At 67.3% G+C, this 23,367-nt stretch carries 26 protein-coding genes; 10 read left to right on the top strand and 16 right to left on the bottom strand.

The annotated features are described in order from the left end of the window. Window positions 1–56: 56 nt before the first annotated feature. The 3 genes from ACWMMN_RS16420 to ACWMMN_RS16410 all read left to right on the top strand — a co-directional run bounded on the left by ACWMMN_RS16420 (window position 57) and on the right by ACWMMN_RS16410 (window position 2,371). On the top strand, window positions 57–293 hold the full coding sequence (locus tag ACWMMN_RS16420) for a cysteine-rich CWC family protein (protein ID WP_486422852.1): 237 nt from the start codon (window positions 57–59) through the stop codon (window positions 291–293). A 91-nt stretch (window positions 294–384) separates the two neighbouring features. Next, window positions 385–1,815, top strand: coding sequence for an ATP-binding protein (locus ACWMMN_RS16415; RefSeq protein ID WP_340624546.1), 1,431 nt, complete (start codon window positions 385–387; stop codon window positions 1,813–1,815). A gap of 13 nt (window positions 1,816–1,828) precedes the next feature. Next, window positions 1,829–2,371 (top strand): response regulator transcription factor, encoded by a 543-nt coding sequence (locus tag ACWMMN_RS16410; protein ID WP_043184707.1) that lies wholly within the window; start codon window positions 1,829–1,831, stop codon window positions 2,369–2,371. Window positions 2,372–2,381: 10 nt separating this feature from the next. Here ACWMMN_RS16410 and ACWMMN_RS16405 read toward each other — a convergent pair whose 3' ends face one another. The 9 genes from ACWMMN_RS16405 to dapF form a co-directional block, all read right to left on the bottom strand. Further along, on the bottom strand, window positions 2,382–2,744 hold the full coding sequence (locus ACWMMN_RS16405; protein WP_059232926.1) for a hypothetical protein: 363 nt from the start codon (window positions 2,742–2,744) through the stop codon (window positions 2,382–2,384). A 179-nt stretch (window positions 2,745–2,923) separates the two neighbouring features. Continuing rightward, on the bottom strand, window positions 2,924–4,267 hold the full coding sequence (gene hslU / locus ACWMMN_RS16400) for an ATP-dependent protease ATPase subunit HslU (RefSeq protein WP_059232927.1): 1,344 nt from the start codon (window positions 4,265–4,267) through the stop codon (window positions 2,924–2,926). A gap of 10 nt (window positions 4,268–4,277) precedes the next feature. Beyond that, a complete protein-coding gene (gene hslV / locus ACWMMN_RS16395; protein ID WP_006477497.1) occupies window positions 4,278–4,814 on the bottom strand; it encodes an ATP-dependent protease subunit HslV in 537 nt (178 codons plus the stop codon). A 235-nt stretch (window positions 4,815–5,049) separates the two neighbouring features. After that, on the bottom strand, window positions 5,050–5,466 hold the full coding sequence (gene dksA, locus ACWMMN_RS16390; protein ID WP_006477498.1) for an RNA polymerase-binding protein DksA: 417 nt from the start codon (window positions 5,464–5,466) through the stop codon (window positions 5,050–5,052). A 497-nt stretch (window positions 5,467–5,963) separates the two neighbouring features. Continuing rightward, the gene (locus ACWMMN_RS16385; RefSeq protein ID WP_059236574.1) at window positions 5,964–7,043 is read right to left on the bottom strand and encodes a CobW family GTP-binding protein; all 1,080 of its coding nucleotides are present in this window, start codon (window positions 7,041–7,043) and stop codon (window positions 5,964–5,966) included. Window positions 7,044–7,236: 193 nt separating this feature from the next. Next, a complete protein-coding gene (locus ACWMMN_RS16380; protein ID WP_059236576.1) occupies window positions 7,237–8,451 on the bottom strand; it encodes a class I SAM-dependent rRNA methyltransferase in 1,215 nt (404 codons plus the stop codon). A gap of 76 nt (window positions 8,452–8,527) precedes the next feature. Beyond that, a complete protein-coding gene (gene xerC / locus ACWMMN_RS16375; RefSeq protein ID WP_059232928.1) occupies window positions 8,528–9,448 on the bottom strand; it encodes a tyrosine recombinase XerC in 921 nt (306 codons plus the stop codon). Window positions 9,449–9,461: 13 nt separating this feature from the next. After that, window positions 9,462–10,187: a DUF484 family protein gene (locus tag ACWMMN_RS16370; protein WP_059232929.1), complete on the bottom strand. Its 726-nt coding sequence runs from the start codon at window positions 10,185–10,187 to the stop codon at window positions 9,462–9,464. Window positions 10,188–10,224: 37 nt separating this feature from the next. Continuing rightward, entirely contained in the window at window positions 10,225–11,094 is an 870-nt protein-coding gene (gene dapF / locus ACWMMN_RS16365; protein ID WP_059232930.1) for a diaminopimelate epimerase, read from the bottom strand. Between the two features lie 416 nt (window positions 11,095–11,510). Between dapF and ACWMMN_RS16360 the strand changes: the two genes are divergently transcribed. Both ACWMMN_RS16360 and ACWMMN_RS16355 read left to right on the top strand, forming a co-directional pair. Continuing rightward, window positions 11,511–11,789, top strand: a complete 279-nt coding sequence (locus ACWMMN_RS16360) for a type II toxin-antitoxin system RelE/ParE family toxin (protein WP_256085353.1) — start codon at window positions 11,511–11,513, stop codon at window positions 11,787–11,789. A gap of 13 nt (window positions 11,790–11,802) precedes the next feature. Continuing rightward, a complete protein-coding gene (locus ACWMMN_RS16355; protein ID WP_059232932.1) occupies window positions 11,803–12,105 on the top strand; it encodes a HigA family addiction module antitoxin in 303 nt (100 codons plus the stop codon). 30 nt (window positions 12,106–12,135) lie between these two features. On the opposite strand, the gene ACWMMN_RS16350 is transcribed toward ACWMMN_RS16355, so the two are convergent. Continuing rightward, entirely contained in the window at window positions 12,136–13,020 is an 885-nt protein-coding gene (locus ACWMMN_RS16350) for a lipid A biosynthesis lauroyl acyltransferase (protein WP_059232933.1), read from the bottom strand. Between the two features lie 265 nt (window positions 13,021–13,285). Here ACWMMN_RS16350 and metK point away from each other — a divergent pair, with 265 nt between their 5' ends. After that, on the top strand, window positions 13,286–14,473 hold the full coding sequence (gene metK / locus ACWMMN_RS16345) for a methionine adenosyltransferase (RefSeq protein ID WP_006482984.1): 1,188 nt from the start codon (window positions 13,286–13,288) through the stop codon (window positions 14,471–14,473). A 109-nt stretch (window positions 14,474–14,582) separates the two neighbouring features. On the opposite strand, the gene ACWMMN_RS16340 is transcribed toward metK, so the two are convergent. Beyond that, window positions 14,583–14,924 (bottom strand): hypothetical protein, encoded by a 342-nt coding sequence (locus ACWMMN_RS16340; RefSeq protein WP_059232934.1) that lies wholly within the window; start codon window positions 14,922–14,924, stop codon window positions 14,583–14,585. Between the two features lie 352 nt (window positions 14,925–15,276). Between ACWMMN_RS16340 and ACWMMN_RS16335 the strand changes: the two genes are divergently transcribed. Next, the gene (locus ACWMMN_RS16335; RefSeq protein ID WP_059232935.1) at window positions 15,277–16,050 is read left to right on the top strand and encodes a phytanoyl-CoA dioxygenase family protein; all 774 of its coding nucleotides are present in this window, start codon (window positions 15,277–15,279) and stop codon (window positions 16,048–16,050) included. 150 nt (window positions 16,051–16,200) lie between these two features. Here the strand turns inward: ACWMMN_RS16335 and ACWMMN_RS16330 are convergent, their stop codons facing one another. Continuing rightward, window positions 16,201–16,407 carry a DUF3185 family protein gene (locus ACWMMN_RS16330; protein WP_006477510.1) on the bottom strand — a complete coding sequence of 69 codons (207 nt, stop codon included), beginning with the start codon at window positions 16,405–16,407 and terminating at the stop codon, window positions 16,201–16,203. 185 nt (window positions 16,408–16,592) lie between these two features. Here ACWMMN_RS16330 and mgrA point away from each other — a divergent pair, with 185 nt between their 5' ends. Further along, window positions 16,593–17,636, top strand: coding sequence for an L-glyceraldehyde 3-phosphate reductase (gene mgrA, locus ACWMMN_RS16325; RefSeq protein ID WP_059232936.1), 1,044 nt, complete (start codon window positions 16,593–16,595; stop codon window positions 17,634–17,636). A gap of 116 nt (window positions 17,637–17,752) precedes the next feature. Here mgrA and ACWMMN_RS16320 read toward each other — a convergent pair whose 3' ends face one another. Beyond that, the gene (locus ACWMMN_RS16320; RefSeq protein ID WP_011353526.1) at window positions 17,753–17,938 is read right to left on the bottom strand and encodes a hypothetical protein; all 186 of its coding nucleotides are present in this window, start codon (window positions 17,936–17,938) and stop codon (window positions 17,753–17,755) included. A gap of 302 nt (window positions 17,939–18,240) precedes the next feature. Next, on the bottom strand, window positions 18,241–19,128 hold the full coding sequence (locus ACWMMN_RS16315; RefSeq protein WP_059236578.1) for a DMT family transporter: 888 nt from the start codon (window positions 19,126–19,128) through the stop codon (window positions 18,241–18,243). Window positions 19,129–19,935: 807 nt separating this feature from the next. Here ACWMMN_RS16315 and ACWMMN_RS16310 point away from each other — a divergent pair. Together ACWMMN_RS16310 and ACWMMN_RS16305 are read left to right on the top strand one after the other, a co-directional pair. After that, window positions 19,936–20,148 carry a hypothetical protein gene (locus ACWMMN_RS16310; protein ID WP_004198969.1) on the top strand — a complete coding sequence of 71 codons (213 nt, stop codon included), beginning with the start codon at window positions 19,936–19,938 and terminating at the stop codon, window positions 20,146–20,148. A gap of 56 nt (window positions 20,149–20,204) precedes the next feature. Beyond that, on the top strand, window positions 20,205–21,227 hold the full coding sequence (locus ACWMMN_RS16305) for a serine/threonine protein kinase (protein WP_404823620.1): 1,023 nt from the start codon (window positions 20,205–20,207) through the stop codon (window positions 21,225–21,227). Window positions 21,228–21,308: 81 nt separating this feature from the next. On the opposite strand, the gene ACWMMN_RS16300 is transcribed toward ACWMMN_RS16305, so the two are convergent. Both ACWMMN_RS16300 and ACWMMN_RS16295 read right to left on the bottom strand, forming a co-directional pair. Next, a complete protein-coding gene (locus ACWMMN_RS16300; protein WP_059232938.1) occupies window positions 21,309–22,751 on the bottom strand; it encodes a coniferyl aldehyde dehydrogenase in 1,443 nt (480 codons plus the stop codon). Continuing rightward, entirely contained in the window at window positions 22,748–23,254 is a 507-nt protein-coding gene (locus tag ACWMMN_RS16295) for a hypothetical protein (RefSeq protein ID WP_256085351.1), read from the bottom strand. The genes ACWMMN_RS16300 and ACWMMN_RS16295 overlap by 4 nt, the downstream gene beginning before the upstream one ends. Window positions 23,255–23,367: the final 113 nt, after the last annotated feature.

The following is a 23,367-nucleotide window of genomic DNA, read 5'->3' as shown; positions in this document are numbered from 1 at the left end:
CGCCGCGCTATGCTTGTCGCGTGGGGCGATTTCCCGCCCGCTTCCGCGATTGCGCCATGACCGATCCTGCCGCCGCCGCCGCCGCCGCCGCCCGCTCCGCACCGCGCCGCGCGCGCTGCCCGCATTGCGGGCGCGGCTTCGACTGTGGCGCGCATACGCAGCCGTTCGACTGCTGGTGCGCGTCGATGCCGGTGGTGCCCGGCGGCACGCTGCCTGCGGCCGGCACGCGCTGCCGGTGCCCCGAGTGCCTGGCCGACGAGATCGCGCAACGCATGGCCGGCGCGACCGGCTGACGGCGGCCGCCGTGCCCGCGGCGCACCCCGCCCGCGCGATCCGATCCGGCCCCGCTAGAGGCGCCGCCCGCTAAACGGGTAAACTGCTCGGATGCAACGAATCACCACCACCGGGCGCGTCAACCTCAGTCACCTGTTCTGGCTTCGCAACCTCGCGATCATCGGCCAGCTCGTGACGATCGGCGTCGTGCAGACCTATTTCGGCGTGCACCTGCCGTTACCGGCAATGCTGATGGTCATCGCGCTCGAAATCGTTTTCAACGCGCTGACCTGGGTGCGCGTGCTGCGCGCCCGGCCCGAGACCAATTTCGAGCTGCTCGGCCAGCTGTGGGTCGACCTCGGCGCGCTGTCCGCGCTGCTGTTCCTGTCGGGCGGCACGACCAACCCGTTCGTGTCGCTGTACCTGCCGTCGCTCGCGATCGCGGCGGCCGTGCTGCCGTGGCACCTGATGATCTGGCTCGCGGCGTTCGCGGTCGCGTGCTATGCGGCACTCGGCTTCGATTCGGTGCCGCTCAACATGGACAACCCGGCGAACCTGTTCGACTACTACCGTACCGGCATGTGGGCGAACTTCATGGTGAGCGTCGGGCTGATCGCGTGGTTCGTCGCGCGCATGTCGAATGCGCTGCGCCAGCGCGATTCGGCGCTCGGCGAAGCGCAGCAGCATCTGCTGCGCGACGAGCGGGCCGTTGCGCTCGGCGTGCAGGCTGCCACCGTCGCGCACGAGATGGGCACGCCGCTGTCGACGATCGCGATGCTCGCCGAAGAGCTGCGCGACGCCGCGCGCGCCGATCCGGGGCTCGCGCGCTACGAGGCCGACCTGAAGGTGCTCGAGGAACAGATGACGCTCTGCACGTCGGCGCTCGCGCGCCTGCGCAGCCGCGCGAGCGCGCCGGCAAGCCGCCAGCCGGTGGACGACTGGCTCGACACGTTCGTCGAGCACTGGCGCCTGCGGCATCCGCACGTGCAGTTCGAATCGCTCGGCGCGCGTCCGGCGGGCGTCGCGCTCGACGATACGGTCGCGGCCGGCCAGATCCTGACGATCCTGCTCGACAACGCCGCGCGGGCGAGCCCGCAGCGCGTGACGCTGGCCGCGAAGGTCGCGCACGGCGGCACGGTCGACGAAATTGAATTCGAGGTATGCGACGACGGGCCCGGCATTCCGGCCTCGCTGCGCGAATCGCTCGGCGCGATGCCGGTCGACAGCACGCAGGGCGGGCACGGGGTCGGCCTGTATCTCGCGTTCAGTGCGGCCGCGCGGCTTGGCGGCGAGATCGAACTGTCCGATGTCGTGCCGCGCGCGGCGGGCGGCAACGGGCGGGCCGGCGGTGCGGCAAATGGCCACGCCGCAGCCGTATCGGGCCCCCGCGCGGGCCAGCGCACGGGTGAACGTGCGGCCGAACGGACGGCCGGCATGCCGGACAGCCGCCCGGCCGGTGCGACCGCCGCGCGCGGCACGCGGGCCGTGCTGCGCCTGCCGGTCGTGCGCGTCGCGGCGCCGGCCGCCTCAACCAACACGTAGACGGAGAAACCACATGAGCGAGAACAATTTCCTGGTGATCGACGACAACGAGGTGTTCGCGGGCACGCTCGCGCGCGGCCTCGAGCGCCGCGGTTACGCGGTCCAGCAGGCGCACGACAAGGAGGCGGCGCTCCGGCTCGCCGCCGGCAGCAAGTTCCAGTTCATCACCGTCGACCTGCATCTCGGCGAGGATTCGGGCCTGAGCCTGATCGCGCCGCTGTGCGACCTGCAGCCCGACGCGCGGATCCTGGTGCTGACCGGCTACGCGAGCATCGCGACAGCCGTGCAGGCAGTGAAGGAAGGCGCGGACAACTATCTCGCGAAGCCGGCGAACGTCGAGTCGATCCTGGCCGCGCTGCAGACCAACGCGACCGAAGTGCAGGCCGACGAGGCGCTCGAGAACCCGGTCGTGCTGTCGGTCGACCGGCTCGAATGGGAGCACATCCAGCGCGTGCTGGCCGAGAACAACAACAACATCTCGGCAACCGCCCGCGCGTTGAACATGCACCGCCGTACGCTGCAGCGCAAGCTGGCGAAGAAGCCGGTGCGGCAGTAAGCGGGGCGCGTCAGCCGGGCAAGCCTGACGTTCGCGGCAGGCAGGCGACGATCTCGCGTTTCAGCAGGAGCGTGATCAGCGCCGAGTAGACGATATTCGCGAGAAACGGCGCGAACCCGCCGATCACGATCGGAATGGCCATCGGCCACGGCGTTGTCGATACGCCACTCGCGAGGCGCTGGATGCCGATGCTGATCGCGACGCTGGCGAGTGCGATACCCGCCAGCGTGCCCAGCCACGCGAGTACGAGCGCGACGTTGTAGCGCCGCAGCGAATCTCGCCTGATCCGGCGCATGAGCGACAGGATGTCGGCGCGCGTGAGCGCGAGCAGGGCCGGCACGAACCGGCCGGCGATGGACGGGTAGATGGTCATTCGAATGCGGTGACGAATGCGTCTGTTCGTGGTCTGAGGAATCCCGATTATAGGGACGCACGAGCGCGCCGGCCATCAGCCGCGTTCCAGGGGCAGGCACGTGCGCCACATCGCATCGCCATGAAAAAACGGGCGACCCCGGAAAGGGGCCGCCCGTTTTTCGTCCGGCGCCGCGCGCGTTACAGCACGTAGCGCGACAGATCTTCGTCCTGCGACACTTCGCCGAGTGCGCGATCGACATACTTCGCGTCGATCGTCACGCGCTCGCCGGTGTGGTTGCCGGCCGAGAACGACACTTCCTCGAGCAGCTTCTCGATCACCGTGTACAGTCGGCGCGCGCCGATGTTCTCGGTCTTCTCGTTGACCGCGAACGCGATTTCCGCGAGGCGGCGGATGCCGTCTTCGGCGAATTCGAGCTGCACGTCTTCGGTCGCGAGCAGCGCCTGGTACTGCTTGACGAGGCTTGCGTCGGTCGCGACGAGGATCGCTTCGAAATCGTTCACGGACAGCGAATCGAGCTCGACGCGGATCGGGAAGCGGCCCTGCAGTTCGGGGATCAGGTCGCTCGGCTTCGCGAGGTGGAATGCGCCGCTCGCGATGAACAGGATGTGATCGGTCTTCACCATCCCGTACTTCGTGTTGACCGTCGTGCCTTCGACGAGCGGCAGCAGGTCGCGCTGCACGCCCTGGCGCGACACTTCGCCGCCGCTGCCTTCGTTGTTGCGCGACGTGATCTTGTCGATCTCGTCGAGGAACACGATGCCGTTCTGCTCGACGTTCTGCACGGCCTTCGTCTTCACTTCCTCTTCGTTCAGCATCTTCGCCGCTTCCTCGTCGGTCAGCAGCTTCAGCGCTTCCTTGATCTTCACCTTGCGGCGCTGCTTCTTGCCGCTGCCGAGGTTCGAGAACATCGAGCGGATCTGCTCGGTCATCTCTTCCATCCCCGGCGGCGCCATGATGTCCATGCCGGCCGACGGCTGCTCGAGGTCGAGCTCGATTTCCTTGTCGTCGAGCTGGCCTTCGCGCAGGCGCTTGCGGAACGTCTGGCGCGTCGCGTTGTTGTCGTCGTTCGCGTGTTCGGCATCGCTGCCGAAGCCCACCGCGCGCGGTTGCGGCAGCAGGATGTCGAGGATGCGGTCTTCCGCCTGGTCGGTCGCCTTGCTGCGCACCTTGCGCATCTCGGTTTCACGGGTCTGCTTGACCGAAATCTCGATCAGGTCGCGCACGATGCTGTCGACGTCGCGGCCGACGTAGCCGACTTCGGTGAACTTGGTCGCTTCGATCTTGATGAACGGCGCATCGGCGAGCTTCGCGAGGCGGCGCGCGATTTCGGTCTTGCCGACGCCCGTCGGCCCGATCATCAGGATGTTCTTCGGCGTGATTTCCTGGCGCAGCGGGTCGGCGACCTGCTGGCGGCGCCAGCGGTTGCGCAGTGCGACGGCGACGGCCTTCTTCGCCTTCGCCTGGCCGATGATGTGCTTGTCGAGTTCCGAGACGATCTCGGCAGGGGTCATGGTGCTCATGGTGCGGTCCTTACTCGATCGTTTCGATGATGCGATTGTGGTTCGTGTAGATGCACATGTCGCCGGCGATCCCGAGCGACTTCTCGACGATCTCGCGCGGCGACAGCTCGGTGTTCTCGACGAGCGCGCGGGCCGCAGCCTGCGCGTAGGCGCCGCCCGAGCCGATCGCGCAGATGCCGCCTTCGGGGTCGAGCACGTCGCCGTTGCCGGTGATCACGAGCGTGGTGGTGGCATCGGCCGTGATCAGCATCGCCTCGAGGCGGCGCAGCATCCGGTCGGTGCGCCAGTCCTTCGCGAGCTCGACGGCCGCACGGGTCAGGTTGCCCTGGTGCTTCTCGAGCTTCGCCTCGAAGCGGTCGAGCAGCGAGAACGCATCGGCGGTGCCGCCCGCGAATCCGACCAGAACCTGGTTGTTGTAGATCCGCCGCACTTTCCGCGCGCCACCCTTCATGACGATGTTGCCGAGGGTTACCTGGCCGTCGCCGCCGAGCGCGACCTTGTCGCCGCGCCGGACCGAAACGATGGTCGTGCCGTGAAATTGCTCCATCTGCGTTCCTTGAGAAAAACGGGGAAGAGTCGGGCGGCGCGAGGCGCCGCCGCGTGAATCCGCAGTGCGCCGGGGAGCGGCCCGGCGCGCGTCCGTTTCATTTTAGGGCGGGCGCCGGGATATCAAGAGGCGGGGGGCAAATCGGCACGCCGGGAACCGGTGCCGGAAAAACAAAAAGCGCGCGGCAGGCCGCGCGCTTTCGGGAAGCAGCGTGTCTGAGCGGAACGCCGCTCGATCAGTCGCCGAACAGCTTCTGGCGCAACTCGCGGCGCTCCTGCGCTTCGAGCGACAGCGTGGCGGTCGGACGGGCGAGCAGCCGCGGAATGCCGATCGGCTCGCCGGTTTCCTCGCACCAGCCGTAATCGCCGGAGTCGATGCGGGCGAGCGACTGCTGAACCTTCTTGAGGAGCTTGCGTTCGCGGTCGCGCGTACGCAGCTCGAGCGCGTGCTCTTCCTCGATCGTCGCGCGATCGGCGGGATCGGGCACGATCACCGTCTCGCGCAGGTTCTCGGTCGTCTGGCCTGCATTCTTGAGGATGTCCGCCTGCAACTGTTCGAGCCGATTTTTGAAGAAGGCGAGCTGATCCTCATTCATGTAATCCTTGTCGCTCATCTTCAGGATTTCGGCTTCGGTCAAGAGTTTCTTCGTCATCTGCTTGCTTCTTCAATGTGCGGCAAATCGAGAGATATTGCCTGCACTTTGGGATTACCCGCAACCGCGCTTGCAATCATTTGCGATTTGCCGCCGCGGGGCCGAAAGCCTCTGGAAAACCGGTTCTCAAATACCAGGATAGGCCTGGCGCGGAGTTGTGCGCGCTGCGAACCGGTGTGCTGCGCGGCACATCGCATCGGCCGCGGCCGGGAGGCGGATTGGCGATCCGGCGCGGTTGCGATGCCCGGAAAACTGGTTCAGCAAGAACCGGGCCTGTTTGTTGCCGTACTCCAGCGGGCACGTATTGTAACTGAATCGCAAGCGGGCGCCGTATCGGGTCGATCCCCGTCGGCTGCGCCAATATCTAGAAAATATAACGCGCAAATCGCGAAAAAGCGATGACGGCGAAACCCTGCCCGAAAAGGGCGCCGCGCAGATGCCTCAGCCGCCGGGAAAGGCGGCCGGGCGACGCCGTGCGCGGCGGGTGCCCGTGCGCGTCAGGCGAGGCAGGCGTCGAGGCCGTCGGTGATCAGGTCCTGCGGCAGGTCGACGCCGATGAACACCATCTTGTTGGTCTTCTTTTCGACCGGCAGCCACTTCGCGGCGAGGTCGCTGCCCATCATCTGGTGCACGCCCTGGAACACGACCTTGCGGTCGACGCCCTTCATGTACAGCACGCCCTTGTAGCGCAGCATCCGCTCGCCGTAGATCTGCAGGATGCCGCCGAGGAAGTCTTCCAGCTTGTTCGGATCGAACGGGCGGTCGTTGCGGTACACGAACGACTTGATCTTGTCGTCGTGGTGCGCGTGGTGGTGATGGTGGTGGCCATGGTCGTGATCGTGCGCGCATTGACCGTGATCGTGGTCGCAATCGGCGTGATCGTGATCATGGTCGTGATCGTGGTGGTGGTGCGCGTGGTCGTCTTCGGCGAGGAAGTCGGGGTCGATCTCGAGCTTCGCGTTCAGGTTGAAGCCGCGCAGGTCGAAGATTTCCTTGATGTCGGCTTCACCGAAGTTCACGACCTTGATCACGGCCTTCGGGTTCATGTGCATCAGGCGGTGCTTGAGGCCGGCGACGGTCTGGTCGTCGACGAGGTCCGACTTCGTGATGAACAGGCGGTCGGCGAAGCCGACCTGGCGCTGCACGACTTCGTGTTCGTCGAGCTGCGCGTTCGCGTGCTTTGCGTCGACGAGCGTGATGACCGCGTCGAGCAGGAAATCGTCGGCGATTTCGCTGTCGATGAAGAAGGTTTGCGCGACGGGACCCGGGTTCGCGAGGCCGGTCGTCTCGATCACGATGCGGTCGAAGTCGAGCTTGCCTTCGCGCTTCTTCGCGGCGAGATCGCCGAGCGCGCGGGCCAGATCGCCGCGGATCGTGCAGCAGATGCAGCCGTTGCTCATCTGGATGATCTGCTCGTTCGAATCCTGCACGAGGATTTCGTTGTCGATGTTCTCTTCGCCGAACTCGTTCTCGATCACGGCGATCTTCATGCCGTGCTGTTCGTTCAGGATGCGCTTGAGCAGCGTCGTCTTGCCGCTGCCGAGGAAGCCGGTAAGGATGGTGACGGGAGTGGCCATGTCGGTCGCCTGTGGTTCGTGAATCGGGGTCAAAACCAGGATGTGCGTCGCGCCCTCGCGCTGCGAGCCGGGGCGCACAACCATTCATTGAAACATACCTGTCAAGCCCCCGCCCGTCGTCCGAACGACAGGCGAAAGCGCGGGCCCGACAGGCGGGGCCGGCGGACAGGGGTGTCCGCCAAGATCGGGGCGATCAGACGATTTGCAACAGCAGGCCCTTCAGATATTCGCCTTCCGGGAACGCGGCGAGCAGCGGGTGATCGACGCCCGCGCCGAGCCGCTTCAGGATGCGCGCGTCGACTTTCGCGTCGGCGGCCGCGCCCGCGACGATCTTCTGGAACAGGTCCATGTCGATCGCGCCCGAACACGAGTACGTGAACAGCAGGCCGCCCGGACGCAGCAGCTTGAAGCCGCTCAGGTTGATGTCCTTGTACGCGCGCGCCGCGCGATCGACGCTGTCGCGGGTCGGTGCGAACTTCGGCGGATCGAGCACGATCAGGTCGAAACGCTCGCCTTCGTCGACGAGTCGGCGCAGCGTCTTGAACGCATCGGCGTCGAGCCAGGTTGCGCGTTCGGCGTCGAAGCCGTTGGCGACGACGTTCTGCTGCGCGAGCGCGAGCGCATCGCCCGACGAGTCGATCGACACGACGCGTTTTGCGCCGCCCTTGAGCGCCGCGAGCGAGAAGCCGCCCGTGTAGCAGAAGCAGTTCAGCACGTCGCGGTCGGCCGCGTACTGCGCGACGAGCGCGCGGTTGTCGCGCTGGTCGACGTAGAAGCCCGTCTTGTGGCCGTTCGGCACGTCGACGTGATAGCGCACGCCGTTTTCGTTCGAGATCAGCGTCGCGGGCGGCGCGTCGCCGGCCAGCACGCCGGTCGTCTGTTCGAGCCCTTCCTTGTCGCGGATCGACACGTCCGAGCGCTCGTACACGTTCGGGCAGCCGGTCGCGCCGGTGAGCGCCGCGACGATCGCGTCTTTCCACGCTTCGACGCCCGCGGCCATGAACTGGCAGACGAGCTGGCCGCGCGGCGCGGCGCCGGCTTCGGCGGTATCGGCGACGTAGTAGTCGACGATCAGGCCCGGCAGCCCGTCGGCTTCGCCGAACACGAGCCGCACCGCGCCCGTGCCCGACACCATCGTCGTGCGGTGCGCGACCGCGCGCTGCACGCGGCGCTTGAAGAACGCGTGATCGATCGGCTCGTTCTCGTCGAAGCTCCACACGCGCACGCGGATCTGCGACTGCGGGCTGTACGCGCCGCGCGCGAGGAAGCGGCCGTCGTGCGCGCGCACGAGCACGGTCGCGCCGGGCGCGGGCTTGCCGTCGACACGGTCGATCGCGTTCGCATAGACCCACGGGTGGCGGCGCAGCAGCGATTTTTCCTTGGACGGCTTGAGGGTGACGGTTTGCATGATGAGATCGAAATGGGCCGTGCGCGACGCCGGCCGTTGCCGGCCGCCGCACGCGGCGGGTAACACGGGAGGCGCGTCAGTCGCGCTTCTTCGCGCGCGGATGCGCGCTGTCGTAAATCTTCGCGAGATGCTGGAAGTCGAGCGACGTATAGACCTGCGTCGCGGCGACGCTCGCGTGGCCGAGCAGTTCCTGCACCGCGCGCAGGTCGCCGCTCGACTGCAGCACGTGCGTTGCGAACGAGTGGCGCAGCACGTGCGGATGGACGTTGGCGGGAATGCCCGCGGCGAGCGCCGCGCGCTTCACGCGCTCGCGTACGACGCCCGGCGACATCCGGTTGCCGCGCACCGACACGAACAACGGATGCGGGTCGTGCTTCACGAATTCGCCGCGCACCGCGAGCCACGCGTTCAGCGCGTCGATCGCCTTGCGGCCGACCGGCACCTTGCGCTCCTTGTTGCCCTTGCCGCGCACGGTGACTTCGGCTTCGGCGAGATCGAGCCAGCCGGCCGACCGGTAGCCGTCGGCCTGCGTGTACATCACGTCGAGGCCGATCAGCTCGGCGAGGCGCAGCCCCGAGGAATAGAACAGCTCGAGGATCGCGTGATCGCGGAGGCTTTCGGTCGTGCCGGCGAGCGGCGCGTCCATCAGCGCGGACGCATCGTCGACCGACAGCGCCTTCGGCAAGGTCTTCGGGCGTTTCGGTGCGCGCACCGCGGCCACCGGGTTCGCGGGCATTTCGATGCGCTGCGCGAGCCAGCGGTAGAACGCGCGCCACGCGGACAGCCGGTGCGAGATCGACCGCGCGGACAGTCCGCCCGCATGCGCGCGCGCGACCGCGCCGCGCATGTCGGCTGCGGTCAGCGTGTCGAGCGGCCGGCCGGCCGCGAGCTTCTTCAGCTCGTCGAGTTCGTGCGTGTACGCGCGCAGCGTGTGTTCCGACAGCTGCCTGATGTGCTTCAGGTTCGACAGGTAGGCGGCGATCGGATCGTCTGTCATCGCGTGCGGCGGATCAGTGCGGCAGCAGGCGCGTGAGCGCGGCGCTCGCGAGCGTCGCGATCTGCGCGAGGAAGTCGGTGGCCATCCCGTCGTGGAAGCGGCGCGGATCGGGCGAGCCGAGTACCAGCAGGCCGAACGCCGGCGCATCGGTGCCGGCGAGCGGCGCACGCAGCGCGAGCAGCGCGACCGACGTGGCCGAGCCGTCGCCGGCCGGTGCGGCTTCGGCGCCTTCCGCCGCATTCGCGGCCGGTGCGGCAACCGCGGGCGCGAGCCACTGCGCGGCTTCGAAGCCCGTGTTCGCGCCGCAATACGGCGTCGACAGCCCGTTCGTGAACAGGCGCACTTCCTCGCCGACCTGGCGGGCGAAGTCGGCTTGCGCGTAGGTGTCGGCGACGTCCCACACGCGCAGCGCCGTCTGCGGCACGTCGAACACGTCGGCGATGCCGTCGGCGATCGTGCGCGGCAGCGCGTACGGATCGCGCTCCGCGATCACGCGTGCGGTCCAGCGGCTGAACTTCGCGGACAGGCTGTCGTTCTCGTGGCCGTAGCGCACGAGCTCGGCGAGCCGGCGCTCGAGATGCTTGTTCTTGTCGCGCAGCATCTCCATCTGCCGCTCCTGCAGCGAGATCGCGGCCTTGCCGTGCGGGTTCGCGAGACGGATCGTCGCGAGCAGTTCGGCGTGCTGCGCGAAGAATTCGGGATTGGCGAGCAGGTAGTCGGCGACTTCGCGATCGTTCATGTGGCTGGCGCGTTCAGTTATCAAGGACGTTGCAGGGTCAGGCGTTCAGGTCGATCTCGCCTTCGAACACGGTCGCGGCGGGGCCGGCCATCATCAGCGCGGCGGCTTCGTCGCGCGCGCCGTCCCAGCCGATCGTCAGCGTGCCGCCGTGCGTGTGCACGGTCACGGGCGAATCGAGCAGGCCGCGCCGGATGCCGGCGGCGACCGCCGCGCATGCACCGGTGCCGCACGCGAGCGTTTCGCCCGCGCCGCGTTCGTACACGCGCAGCTTCACTTCGTTGCGCGACACGATCTGCATGAAGCCGGCGTTCACGCGCTGCGGGAAGCGGGCATGGCGTTCGATCCGCGGGCCTTCTTCCAGCACCGGATACGCTTCGGCATCGTCGACGACCTGCACCGCGTGCGGATTGCCCATCGACACCGTCGAGATCCAGCGCGTCGCGCCGCCGACGTCGAGCGGCCACAGCGTGTCGCGGCCCTCCGTGCGGCCGTCGAGGCCCGACGCGTCGAACGGCACCTGCGCCGGCGCGAACACGGGCGCACCCATGTCGACGACGACTTCGCCGTTGTCCTGCAGCGTCAGTGTGATCAGGCCCTTCATGACCTGCACGCGCACGCTGCGCTTGTCGGTCAGGCCGCGGTCGCTGACGAATTTCACGAAGCAGCGCGCGCCGTTGCCGCAGTGCTCGACCTCGCCGCCGTCGCAATTGAAGATCCGGTACTTGAAATCCGCACCGTCGACGGTCGGTTTTTCGACGAGCAGCAGCTGGTCGGCGCCGATGCCGAAGTGGCGGTTGGCGAGTGCGCGCACCTGCGCTGCGGTGAGCGGCGGCAACGCGCGCGAATAGCCGTCGAGCACGACGAAGTCGTTGCCCGCGCCGTGCATCTTGGTGAACGAGAGTTTCACTGGGTCCGGAATTCCATGACGAACAAGGCGGTCGGCACGGCGTGAACGGCCGGCGGCCATGCCGGGCGGCTTCGTTCGTCGTGCAGATCTCAACCGCAAATGATACATGCAGCCGACAGGGGCGTCCTGCGCGGGGGGCGATGCTTCGGGTTGCCCCGGCAGGCCGGGCGGGCGGCATCTGTCGATCGGTCGACTGGTCGGGGACGTGGCGAGCGGACAAATTGGCGTGGTGCAGCGGGCGCAGCCGCAGCGGAGGCGGGGCTGGCGATGCGTGCCCGATGCACGACGCAGGGTTGGGCGACCCGGACGTGTGTTTTCGTACCGGTCAAATTGACAAGGAAATCCGGCGATTCGTATCGTCTGGCTATACACATTCGGGCCATGCTGTCGACATCGCGCTCGAGTGTCGGAGGTCCATGATCAAGTCATGGGTACACAAGGGACTGGAAGCGTTTTTCGTTACCGGGAGCCAGGCGGGCATTCGGCCCGATCACGCGCCCAGGCTGCGGCGCATGCTGGCGCGTCTCGATGCCGCCGGCATGCCGCACGACATGAACGTGCCCGGCTGGCGTTTTCACGGTCTCGCGGGCGGGTTGGACGGATATGACGCAGTCGGCGTCAACGGCAACTGGCGGCTGACATTCCGGTTCGAGGGCCCCGACGTCGTTCTGGTCGATTACCAGGACTGCCACTGAGGTGATTCAAGCCATGACCCGCATCTTCAATCCGCCCCATCCGGGCGAAACGCTGCGCGACGACGTGCTGCCGGCGCTTGGCCTGACTGTCACCGAGGCCGCATCGCAGCTCGGCGTGACACGCGCCGCGCTGTCGCGGATCCTGCACGGCCATGCCGGCATTTCGCCGGAAATGGCGCTGCGCCTCGAAGCGTGGCTCGGCGAGGAAAACGGGGGACGGGCCGATCTGTGGCTCGCGCAGCAGTCGGCCCACGATCTGTGGCGGGCGCGCGCGAAAGGCGCGCCGAAGGTGGCGAGAGCGCAGGCGCGCACCTGACGGCGCGCCTGCGAACGTCTCGCGGCAGGGTCAGTACAGGCTCGGCTCGCCGGGCGGGCGCGTCTTGAAGCGCTTGTGAACCCAGTAGTACTGCTCGGGTATCAGCGGGATCTGTTCCTCGAGGAATGCGTTCATCCGCCGCGCGTCGAGATCGTCGTCGCCGGTCGGGTAGTTATCCCACGGCTTGAATACCTTCAGACGGTAGCCCTTGTAGTTCGGCAGCACCTCGCCGATGAACGGCACGACCTGCGCGTGGCCCGTCTTGGCGAACCGGCCGACGGCCGTCAGCGTGCAGGCCGGCACGCCGAAGAAGGGCACGAACGTCGAGTTGCGCAACCCGTAGTCCATGTCGGCGCCGAGCATCACCGGCTTGCGGTCGCGCAGCCAGCGCAGCACGGTACGCGCGTTGTCGGCCCGGCTCGCGAGTTCCGCGCCGAAACGGCTGCGGCCGGCTTTGGCGGCGGCTTCGATTTCCGGGCTCTTCATCGGCGTGTAGAGCGAGCCGCACGGCCGGTCGAGCGCGAGATTGATCGCCATCGAACCGGCCTCGATGCCGACGAAATGGAAACCGAGCAGCAGCGTCGGCGGCATGTCCGGATCGGTGAGGTCGATCTCGCTCTCGACCGTAAACAGCTTGCGATAGGCCGCTTCCGACGCGAACCACTGGTAGCTGCGTTCGACGTAGCTGCGGATCGCATGGCGGAAATGTTTCCCCGCCACTTCCTCGCGCCGCGCGTCGCTCCAGTCCGGGAAGCAGAGTTTCAGATTGGTGTGTACGATGCGTTTTCGCCGGCTGGGGATCTGGTACAGCAGCCAGCCGAGACCATCGCCGAACCGTGCGGTCAGGCCGTACGGCAGCAGGGCGAGCAGTTTCAGCAAGCCGATGGCGAGGTGCGTGGCTAGACGACCTAGCATGCGAAACCTCCATGGGACCGGCTGGCCGGCATGTCGAGAACAGGGTGGTAAAACAGCGGAAGATGCAGCACGGGCGGCGCTCTGTGACAATTCAGGAAAGCCGCTATAATACGGGCTTCGCCGAGTTAACTGACAACTTGCGGGGCGAAGCCGGTTGGTGCCACACGCACTGCCCGGTCCTGGTATTCCGCTAAAGCGTCGCCGCTTCAGGCCCAACGAAGCTGGCTACGTGAAACCACCCGTAACCACACAGGAGCCTGAAAAAGTGGCAAACGATTATCTCTTCACGTCCGAATCCGTCTCCGAAGGCCATCCGGACAAAGTCGCGGACCAAATCTCGGACGCGATTCTCGACGCCATCCTCGAGCAGGACAAATATTCCCGCGTTGCGGCCGAAACGCTGTGCAACACGGGTCTCGTCGTTCTGGCCGGTGAAATCACCACGACGGCCAACATCGATTACATCCAGATCGCGCGCGACACCATCAAGCGCATCGGCTACGACAACACCGACTACGGCATCGACTACAAGGGCTGCGCGGTGCTCGTCGCGTACGACAAGCAGTCGCCGGACATCGCGCAGGGTGTCGATCGTGCACACGACGACAACCTGGATCAGGGCGCGGGCGACCAGGGCCTGATGTTCGGCTATGCGTGCGACGAAACGCCGGAACTGATGCCGCTGCCGATCTACCTGTCGCACCGCCTCGTCGAGCGCCAGGCCAGCCTGCGCCGCGACGGCCGCCTGCAATGGCTGCGTCCGGACGCGAAATCGCAGGTGACGGTCCGCTACGTCGACGGCAAGCCCGATTCGATCGACACCGTCGTGCTGTCGACGCAGCACGCACCGGACATCGAACTGCCGGCGCTGCGCGAAGCCGTGATCGAGGAAATCATCAAGCCGACGCTGCCGGCCGACCTGATCAAGGGCGACATCAAGTTCCTCGTGAACCCGACCGGCCGGTTCGTGATCGGCGGCCCGCAGGGCGATTGCGGCCTGACCGGCCGCAAGATCATCGTCGACACGTACGGCGGTGCCGCACCGCACGGCGGCGGCGCGTTCTCGGGCAAGGATCCGTCGAAGGTCGACCGTTCGGCTGCGTACGCAGGCCGCTACGTCGCGAAGAACATCGTCGCCGCCGGCCTCGCGTCGCGCGCGCTGATCCAGGTGTCGTACGCGATCGGCGTCGCCGAGCCGACCTCGGTGATGGTCAACACGTTCGGCACGGGCCGCGTGTCGGACGCGGTGATCACGAAGCTCGTGCGCGAGCATTTCGACCTGCGTCCGAAGGGCATCATCAAGATGCTCGACCTGCTGCGTCCGATCTACGAGAAGACCGCCGCCTACGGCCACTTCGGCCGCGAAGAGCCGGAATTCTCGTGGGAAGCGACCGACAAGGCGCTCGCCCTGGCCGAAGCGGCCGGCGTCGAGCCGACGGCACGCGTCGCGTAAGCGTCGTTCGCGCCAAATGAAAAACCCCGGCTAGCCGGGGTTTTTTTATGGGTTTCGATCGCCGGCGCAACGGCGGCGATCGTCGCGGGCCGGGCCCGCCGATGCGCGTTCAGCGTGCGCCGAACCCGAACCAGCCGTTGCTGGCGGCAAGCCGGCGCGGGCGGTTGACGCGGCGCTGCGGGCCGAGCGTGCGGCGCAGCGCGAGCGCGCGCAGCGACGACGGCTTCTGCAGCAGCGAGCGCAGGCCGGCGCGGCGTGCGAACGCCTGCGCGCTCATCATCGAGAAAAACGCGTGGAACCACGCACGGATGCCGTCCAGCCGGCTGTGTGCATGCGTACGCTCGGCCAGTGCCTGCGTGCGGGCGCGGTGATGGCGCAGCGAGCGGGCAGGGGCCGACGGCACGACGCGCTTCGCAGCGCGGCTGAGACGGGAAGTCAGACGGAATGGCATGTGAACGATGCTTCGCTTGTATGGATGGCGCCCTTGAGAGCGCACTGGTATGAACGGCCTCGGATGGCGCAACGGATCTTACCGAAACTCGTTGCGCGCCGCGCCCGCCAGATTTGACAGGCCGCGACAGGCTACAGGGGATTCATGACGGGCAAAAGTCGCGATAAACCCTTGTGCCACAAGGCGTGTGCCGCATACCGCCTGTCGGTGAGGCAGGTGCCGCGACGTACAGTTCCCTTGAGCCGGATCAAATCCGCGATTGGCATGCCCCTGCGCACGACAATGGTGCTGTTCGCGGCATCCGGCGCCGATTTACAATCGTCACATTCACACAATAAACGTCTGGCATCCCATGTCGTCTCCATTGCAGTCGGAATCGATCCGCGCGCAAGTCGCGGAATTGCGCGAGCGCGGCTTTGTCGTCGCGCGTGGCCTGGTCGGCGAGCAGCAGTGCGCGGCGCTCAGGCAGATCGCGGAGCGCCAGTTGCGGGAGGCTGCCGAGCCGATCGAATTCGAGGCGGACCTGCGCTACCCGGGCGCACCCGAGTCGAAGCATGCGCCGGGCGGGCACACGGTGCGGCGGCTGCTCGATGCGTACTCGCGCGATCCGGCGTTCGCCGAACGCGCGATCGCGCCCGAAATCGGCGCGTGGATGCACGAGTATTTCGGTGAAGAGCCCGTGCTGTCGCGCGCGCATCACAACTGCATGATGACGAAGCACCCCGCCTACGGCAGCCTGACCGGCTGGCATCGCGATTTTCGCTACTGGTCGTTCGCGCGTCCCGACATGGTGTCGGTGTGGCTCGCGCTCGGGCCGGAAACGAACGAGAACGGCGCTTTGTGGCTCGTGCCGGGTTCGCATACGGCCGAATTCGGGCCAGAAGCATTCGACGACGCGAAGTTCTTCCGCAGCGACCTGCCGGAGAACCGCAAGATGATCGACGCGGCCACGTGCCCGTCGCTGCAGACGGGCGACGTCGTGTTCTTCCACAGCAACACGCTGCATTCGGCCGGGCAGAACCGCTCCGACCAGGTGAAGTTCTCGCTCGTGTACACGTATCACGGCGCGAGCAACCGGCCGGTGCCCGGCACGCGCTCGGCGTCGAAGCCGGAAGTGCAGTTCTAGGTTCGGATCGGGCGGCGCGGTGACGCCGCGAGGCTCGGGCGATGCGGCGCATCGTCGGCGAATGAAGCAACGGGCGGCCTGGCCGCCCGTTTCGTTTGGTGCGGCCCGCGCGCGTGACGCGGGCCGTGCGTGCGTCGCGCGAAGGCGCGATCAGCGCTTGCCGCCCGGCATCGCGAGGCCGATCAGGCCGACGAACGACGCGACGGCGCCGCCGACGATCAGCAGGATCGTCTTCGTCGCGGGCGAACCGGTGAAGAAGCGCGACACGTTGTCGTTGATCGAATGGAACGACTGGCCGCCGAAGTACAGCAGCACGACGCCGCCGACGAGCAGTGCAACCGAGATGACCCGGGACATACCAACCTCGCTGAAACGGTGATTCGAGACGCCGCAGTGTAGGCGACGACCGCGGTTGCGTCCATCGCCGTGCGCGCATCGGTCGCCTTCGTTACCATAGCCGTCGTGCGTTTTCTTCGCCGCCGCCGCGTGATCCGCGCGGCCGGTGCGCGCCCCTCCCTCCGACGTCCCGACGGGAAATACTCATGGCCTACGAAGCAGCTTCCGAACGTTATGCCGACATGCAATACCGCACCTGCGGCAAATCCGGGCTCAAACTGCCCGCCCTGTCGCTCGGCCTGTGGCACAACTTCGGCGACTCGACGCCGATCTCGACGCAGCGCGAGATCCTGCGCACCGCGTTCGACCTCGGCATCAACCACTTCGACCTCGCGAACAACTACGGGCCGCCGTACGGCAGCGCCGAAACCAACTTCGGCCGGCTGCTGAAGGAAGATTTCCGGCCGTATCGCGACGAGCTGCTGATCTCGTCGAAGGCCGGCTGGGACATGTGGCCGGGACCGTACGGCAGCGGCGGCGGGTCGCGCAAGTACGTGCTCGCGAGCCTCGACCAGAGCCTGCAGCGGATGGGGCTCGACTACGTCGACATCTTCTACTCGCACCGCTTCGATGCGCACACGCCGCTCGAGGAAACGGCGGGCGCGCTCGCATCGGCCGTGCAGCAGGGCAAGGCGCTCTACATCGGCATCTCGTCGTATTCGGCCGCGAAGACGCGCGAGATGGCCGAGCTGCTCGCGCAGTACCGCGTGCCGCTGCTGATCCACCAGCCGTCGTACAACATGCTGAACCGCTGGATCGAGAGCGAGCTGCTCGGCACGCTCGACGACGTCGGCGCGGGCAGCATTGCGTTCACGCCGCTCGCGCAGGGCCTGCTCACGTCGAAGTACCTGAACGGCGTGCCGGCCGATGCGCGCGTGAACAAGCCGGGCGGCGGCTCGCTGAAGCAGGATCACCTGAGCACGGACAACCTCGAGCACGTGCGCAAGCTCAACGCGATCGCCGAACGGCGCGGGCAGAGCCTCGCGCAGATGGCGCTGGCGTGGGTGCTGCGCAATGGCCGCGTGACGTCCGCGCTGATCGGCGCAAGCCGCGCGGAGCAGGTGCGCGAAAACGTCGGCGCGCTGAAGAACCTCGAATTCTCGGCGGAAGAACTCGCGGAGATCGATCGTTACGCGACAGAAGGCGGCATCAATCTGTGGGAAAAGCCGTCCACCGATCAGGCGATCTGATCGATAGTCGATACGGCATGCGAAACAACATCGCGTGCCGTATCACGGGCTTGCGCGCAACACATCGCATCGCTGCGGTGCAGCGATGCGATGCGCGCGATACGCGGGCAGTCGCGCTAGATCAGCGCAGGCAGGCCTTCAACGAGCAGCACCGCGACGCCGACGCCAAGGATGACGCCGAGCACGCGTAGCAGGTTGTGACGGAATTCGGTTGCGCACGGTACCGCGCCGAGAAATAGCGCTCCGGCCAGCGCCATCGGAATCAACAGGATGAAGTCGCCGATCGTGAAATAGGTCGTCATGCGTGTCTCCAGGTGTTGACCGGAGTCGGCGCACCCGCGCCGACTCCGGCCCCATGCCGGGTGTTTCTAGTGTTGGTCCGACCCGTTTGCGAGCGGGGCGGTCAATTCGAGTATAGGCAACCGGCGGCGCTTTTCGCTATCCGAACCATTAAAAATCAGCGGAAAGCCGCGGGAATCGCACATTTTTCCCGCAAGTTCGACGAACGCCTTGCACGCATCTTTCCCGTTCCTTTCGATTTGCGCGGAAGGGTCGCATGTGTCGATGCCGGGCGCCGCACCCGCAGGCGCGGCGGCCCGTCTGCTTATGCGCGCCCGGGTTGCGCGCGGGCGGCCGACACGCGGAACACGAGCGCGAGTCCCGCGATGATCGCGCCCATGCCGGCGAGCGCGAGCGGCTCCGGCCGGTTGCCGAGCCACACGGCATCCATCAGCGTGGTGACGACGGGCACGAGATAGAACAGGCTCGTCACGTTGACGAGATCGCCGCGCTGCATCAAGCGGTAGAACAGCAACTGCGCGATCACCGAAATCACGATGCCGAGCCACAGCAGCGGCACGACGAACGCCCAGCTGGTCTCGAACGACACCGGCCGGAACGGCACGATCGCCACGCACAGCGCGAGGCCGATCGCATTCTGCAGCGGCAGCACGTCCGCGGGCGCCGCGCGTACGCGCTTTTGCAGCAGCGAGCCGGCAGTCAGCGCGACGAGTGCGGTGAGCGCACACGCGATGCCGGCCGCCGACAGGCCGCCCGCACCGCCGCTCGCGCCACGGCACACGACGAGCGCGAGCCCGGCCAGCGACAGCGCAAGCCCCGCGACGCGCATGGGCTGCCAGCGCCGCTCGACGATTGCGAGCGTGAGGATCGGCTGCACGCCGAGGATCGTTGCGAGCACGCCGGGCGCGATGCCGCGCTCGAGTGCGAGCAGGTAGAAGATCGAGTAGCCGCCCATCATCAGCAGGCCGGTCAGCGCGGCCATGCGCCGCTCGCCGCGCGGCGGCAGCCAGCGTTTGCGCATCACGGCCAGCGCGAGCAGCACGAGCGACGCGAGTGCGAAACGTGCGGTGAGAAAGGCGAACGCGGACGCGTGACGCAGACCGAGTTCAGAGAAGATCGCGCCGCTGCTCCACAGCAGCACGAAGAGCGACGTTGCGCCATGCGCGGCAAGCGCGCGTTTGAACGAAATCATGTGAATCCACCTGTCGAACGGATCGGAGCGTTCCATCCGCACGCGCAGCGACACGCCGTGCGTCACGACGCACGAACGGCAGCCAACGGGAGCGAATGAAAGACGAAACGGATGCCGGCTGGTCAGCCGGCGCGTGCCGCCGGAGGCGGCGGCGCGGCGCAGACGAGCGGCGGTGCGACAGGAGGAGGAAGGACCGACGGATGTGCGCACGCCTGCGGCCGCGAGTCGAACTGCGGCCGGGATTTTGCGAGGGCGGACGTGAGCGGATGCATCGTGTCGGAATGCGGTTGAACGCGAATGAAAGCAAAAGGTACCGCAAGGCAGGGATCGAGCGCAACAACTGTCGGCCGCTTTGCATCGCGTGCGACGTGTTGCAGCGATGCCGGCGGCGCGGGCGCGCCGATCGCTGCGCGCGCAAGCGTTCGATCCAGGGGGCAGGCGAGGCGCGTGACCGGGTTTCGGCGGCGGCCCTGTCAGACGAAATCGCCGGGCGACCGGACACCGGACCCGCGATACGTGCGTTGCGTCGATCGCGCGGGCGAGACGGTGCCGGGCGGTTTCGGCGGGCAGTCACATTCGACAGGGTATGATGGGGGTAACCGGGTGGGCAAGTACGTGCCCGGTGCAGTGGTTGATTGGAGACATTCGACGAATTCGCGGCGCTTCGCCTGCTTCTTCTTCTTTTCGCGCTTCGATAAACCGTGAACAATGGGATTACGCGCAACGCTCCGTCGAGGGCGGCGCGGATCGCGCATTTGCCGGCTCGCCAGCGGGCCGGGTTTCAAGATTCAAGAGTGGGGAACCATCATGCATGTCGGGTCGATTGTCTGCACTACCCATATCGCGGTGCCGAAGGGCGCGCGCGGCATCGTCCAGCGCATCCTGGGCGACATGGCCATGGTGACCTGGTACGCGGGCGTGCCGGGTGAGTCGAAAGAACTCAACACCGAGCCGTTCTTTCTCGAGGACCTGATCGACACCGGCGAATCCGTGCTGCCGGCCGGCGCGGCGCTTCACTGAGCGCACGCGGTGCCGGATGCTCGTCTTTCGGCTCCGCTGACGGCACAATGCGGGGCATGAAAGACGTCACTTCCGCTCCCGCTTCTCCCGCCGGCCCGCCGTTCGCCGGCCTCACGCCCGAGTGCGTACTCGATGCGCTCGACAGCGTGCTGATGCCGGCCGGCCTGCGCACCGACGGGCGCCTGCTCGCCCTCAACAGCTACGAAAACCGCGTCTACCAGGCCGGTATCGAAGACGGCCCGCCGGTCGTCGCGAAGTTCTATCGCCCGGCGCGCTGGTCGGACGACGCGATTCTCGAAGAGCATGCGTTCGTCGCCGAACTCGCCGCGCGCGAGATCCCGGCGGTGCCCGCGCGCGCGTTCGACGGCCGCACGCTGCACGCGTTCGACGGCTTCCGCTTCTCGATCTTCGAGCGGCGCGGCGGACGTGCCCCCGATCTCGACCGCAGCGACACGCTCGAATGGCTCGGCCGCTTCATCGGCCGGATCCATGCGGTCGGCGCGACCGAGCCGTATGCCGCGCGTCCCGTGCTCGACCTCAACACGTTCGGCTACGAGCCGCGCGACTTCCTGCTCGCGCACGATTTCATTCCGGATGACGTACGGCCGGCCTACGAGACGGCGGCCGCGCTCGCGCTCGAAGGCGTCGAGGCCGCATTCGAGCGCGCGGGCGACATCCGCCTGCTGCGCACGCACGGCGACTGTCATCCGAGCAACGTGCTGTGGACCGATGCAGGCCCGCATTTCGTCGACTTCGACGACAGCCGGATGGCGCCGGCGATCCAGGATCTGTGGCTGCTGCTGCCGGGCGATCGCGAAGGGGCGTCGCGCGCGCTGGCGGACCTGCTCGCCGGCTACGAGGATTTCTGCGAATTCGAGCCGCGCGAGCTGCATCTGGTCGAAGCGCTGCGCACGCTGCGGCTGATCCACTACGCGGCATGGCTCGCGCGGCGTTGGGACGACCCCGCGTTTCCGGCCGCCTTCCCGTGGTTCAACACGCATCGTTACTGGGAAGCGCGCGTGCTCGAGTTGCGCGAGCAGATCGGCGCGATGCAGGAAGGGCCGCTCTGGCCCGTGTGACGGCGTGCGCGGCAGCCACGCCGCGCGGCAGGCTTGCAAGGGCCGCGGCGCGATGCGCGCGGCCCGTCGGGTGCGGCTACCTCAGAACTTCAGCATCAGCTTGATCAGCGCGGCGAAGCGCTTGCCGTACGGCGGCGCGAGCAGGTTGCGCGCGTTCAGGCGCGCCTGCGTGAGCACGGGCTTCATCTTCGAGAACGTCACGAAGCCGTCGTAGCCGTGGTACGCGCCCATGCCGCTCGCACCGACACCGCCGAACGGCAAGCTGCCGCACGCGATGTGCATCAGCGTTTCGTTGATCGATACGCCGCCCGAGATCGTTTCGCGCATGACGCGGTCGACCGTGCCGCTGTCCTCGTCGAACAGGTACAGCGCGAGCGGACGCGGGCGCGCATTGACGTACGCGATCGCTTCGTCGAGCCGCTCGTACGGCACGAGCGGCAGCAGCGGCCCGAAGATTTCCTCCTGCATCAGTTGCGACGCGGCCGGCACCTGCGTGACCGCGCACGGCACGAAGCGGCGCGACGCGGGATCCGACTGCGCGTCGGACAGCGGATGCAGTTGCGCGCCGGCCGCCTGCGCATCGCTCGCGAGTTGCTGCAGCCGCGCGTAGTGACGCGGCGACACGATCGTCGTGTAGTCGCCGTTCGCAGACAGGTCCGGATACATCTTCGCGAAGCGTGCCCGCGCGCGCTCGATGAAGGCGGCTTCCATCCCGCGCGGCAGCAGCACGTAGTCGGGCGCGATGCAGGTCTGGCCGGCGTTCAGCGTCTTGCCGGCGACGATGGCATCGACGGCCGCGTCGAAGCGCGCATTCGGGCCGACGATCGCCGGCGACTTGCCGCCGAGCTCGAGCGTGACGGGCGTGAGGTTGTCGGCGGCCGCACGCATCACGTGGCGGCCGACGTGCGTCGAGCCGGTGAACAGCAGATGATCGAACGGCAGCCCGCTGAATGCCGCGCCGACTTCCGCATCGCCGTTCACGACCGCGACGTGGTCGCGCGTGAAGGTCTTGCCGATGAGCTGCTCGAACAGCGCCGACGTGCGCGGCGTCAGTTCGGACATCTTGATGATCGCGCGGTTGCCGGCCGCGAGCGCGCAGATCAGCGGGCCGGCCGCGAGCAGTATCGGGTAGTTCCACGGCACGACGATGCCGACCACGCCGAGCGGCTGCGGAATCACCTTCGCGCGCGCCGGTCGCAGCCACTTGTTCATCGGCTTGCGGATCGGCTTCATCCAGCGCTTGCCGTGCTTCAGCGCGTCGTCGATCTCTTCCTTCGCCATCCAGATTTCCGACAGCAGCACTTCCTGCTTCGCGCGATGGCCGAAATCGGCGCTGATCGCTTCGGCGAGCGCATCCGAGTGGTCGATCAGCATCGTGCGCAGCGCGCGCAGGTGCTGCACGCGGGTCTCCCACGCAGGGTACGGCGCGCGCAGATACGCCGCGCGCTGGTCGTGCAGCAGCGACGTCAGCGCATCGACCGACGGCGGTGCTTGCGGGGCCAGTTCGGGCAGGTCGTTCTTCATGTCGTCTCCTCCAGTTGGGCCTGGCTGGTCGGCCGGCCGTCACGCCGCACGCGCACGCTCGGCGAGCGCGGCGACGCGGATCGGGTGATGCGGGTCGCGCGGCGCGGGGCCGGATGCGACGTGTGCTCGAAAACCGGTTGCCGCGCGCGGCAGGCGTCGTATCCGCGCGACGGTGCCCGCGTCCGAAGGTCGTGCCGCACGGCATGGGCGCACGCCTTCATGCGACGACGACCGGGCGCGCGACACGGTTGCGCGATCGCGTGCCGGTGCACCGAAGCAGGGCGGCGCGACGGGTTCGCCAATCCGTGCCGCAGCGCGTCGAGCCGCTGCGGCGACCCACCGTCCAAACGGTCGGCGACAAGGCGTGCCGTTCGATTTCGATCGACTGCGCGCATGATGCCGAGCATCGCCGGGCACGCAGCCGTTTGAAATGAAATGCGGGCCGCGCGCATGGCATCTGGATTACCCGGTCGGCACGCGGCCTGCAGAACCTGGCGCTGCATCGTCGTCCGTCCCGTTTCGCGACGGATCGGCTTCTCGTGGCCGACGCATCGTGCGAAGCGAATCGATACATCTTAAATTTAGTTCACGCGGGCGTTTAGAGGAATCGCTCTTG

The sequence above is a fragment of the Burkholderia cepacia complex sp. TUM26381 genome, assembly GCF_057439935.1.
The sequence above is the reverse complement of the archived record's forward strand: the minus strand, read 5'-3'. Positions and strand labels throughout refer to the sequence as shown.

Coding starts and splice junctions, on each gene's coding strand:
- ACWMMN_RS16420 (WP_486422852.1), top strand. CDS start 57: ATGACCGATCCTGCCGCCGCCGCCGCCGCCGCCGCCCGCTCCGCACCG.
- ACWMMN_RS16415 (WP_340624546.1), top strand. CDS start 385: ATGCAACGAATCACCACCACCGGGCGCGTCAACCTCAGTCACCTGTTC.
- ACWMMN_RS16410 (WP_043184707.1), top strand. CDS start 1,829: ATGAGCGAGAACAATTTCCTGGTGATCGACGACAACGAGGTGTTCGCG.
- ACWMMN_RS16405 (WP_059232926.1), bottom strand. CDS start 2,744: ATGACCATCTACCCGTCCATCGCCGGCCGGTTCGTGCCGGCCCTGCTC.
- hslU (WP_059232927.1), bottom strand. CDS start 4,267: ATGAGCACCATGACCCCTGCCGAGATCGTCTCGGAACTCGACAAGCAC.
- hslV (WP_006477497.1), bottom strand. CDS start 4,814: ATGGAGCAATTTCACGGCACGACCATCGTTTCGGTCCGGCGCGGCGAC.
- dksA (WP_006477498.1), bottom strand. CDS start 5,466: ATGACGAAGAAACTCTTGACCGAAGCCGAAATCCTGAAGATGAGCGAC.
- ACWMMN_RS16385 (WP_059236574.1), bottom strand. CDS start 7,043: ATGGCCACTCCCGTCACCATCCTTACCGGCTTCCTCGGCAGCGGCAAG.
- ACWMMN_RS16380 (WP_059236576.1), bottom strand. CDS start 8,451: ATGCAAACCGTCACCCTCAAGCCGTCCAAGGAAAAATCGCTGCTGCGC.
- xerC (WP_059232928.1), bottom strand. CDS start 9,448: ATGACAGACGATCCGATCGCCGCCTACCTGTCGAACCTGAAGCACATC.
- ACWMMN_RS16370 (WP_059232929.1), bottom strand. CDS start 10,187: ATGAACGATCGCGAAGTCGCCGACTACCTGCTCGCCAATCCCGAATTC.
- ACWMMN_RS16360 (WP_256085353.1), top strand. CDS start 11,511: ATGATCAAGTCATGGGTACACAAGGGACTGGAAGCGTTTTTCGTTACC.
- ACWMMN_RS16355 (WP_059232932.1), top strand. CDS start 11,803: ATGACCCGCATCTTCAATCCGCCCCATCCGGGCGAAACGCTGCGCGAC.
- ACWMMN_RS16350 (WP_059232933.1), bottom strand. CDS start 13,020: ATGCTAGGTCGTCTAGCCACGCACCTCGCCATCGGCTTGCTGAAACTG.
- ACWMMN_RS16340 (WP_059232934.1), bottom strand. CDS start 14,924: ATGCCATTCCGTCTGACTTCCCGTCTCAGCCGCGCTGCGAAGCGCGTC.
- ACWMMN_RS16335 (WP_059232935.1), top strand. CDS start 15,277: ATGTCGTCTCCATTGCAGTCGGAATCGATCCGCGCGCAAGTCGCGGAA.
- ACWMMN_RS16330 (WP_006477510.1), bottom strand. CDS start 16,407: ATGTCCCGGGTCATCTCGGTTGCACTGCTCGTCGGCGGCGTCGTGCTG.
- mgrA (WP_059232936.1), top strand. CDS start 16,593: ATGGCCTACGAAGCAGCTTCCGAACGTTATGCCGACATGCAATACCGC.
- ACWMMN_RS16320 (WP_011353526.1), bottom strand. CDS start 17,938: ATGACGACCTATTTCACGATCGGCGACTTCATCCTGTTGATTCCGATG.
- ACWMMN_RS16315 (WP_059236578.1), bottom strand. CDS start 19,128: ATGATTTCGTTCAAACGCGCGCTTGCCGCGCATGGCGCAACGTCGCTC.
- ACWMMN_RS16310 (WP_004198969.1), top strand. CDS start 19,936: ATGCATGTCGGGTCGATTGTCTGCACTACCCATATCGCGGTGCCGAAG.
- ACWMMN_RS16305 (WP_404823620.1), top strand. CDS start 20,205: ATGAAAGACGTCACTTCCGCTCCCGCTTCTCCCGCCGGCCCGCCGTTC.
- ACWMMN_RS16300 (WP_059232938.1), bottom strand. CDS start 22,751: ATGAAGAACGACCTGCCCGAACTGGCCCCGCAAGCACCGCCGTCGGTC.
- ACWMMN_RS16295 (WP_256085351.1), bottom strand. CDS start 23,254: ATGCAGCGCCAGGTTCTGCAGGCCGCGTGCCGACCGGGTAATCCAGAT.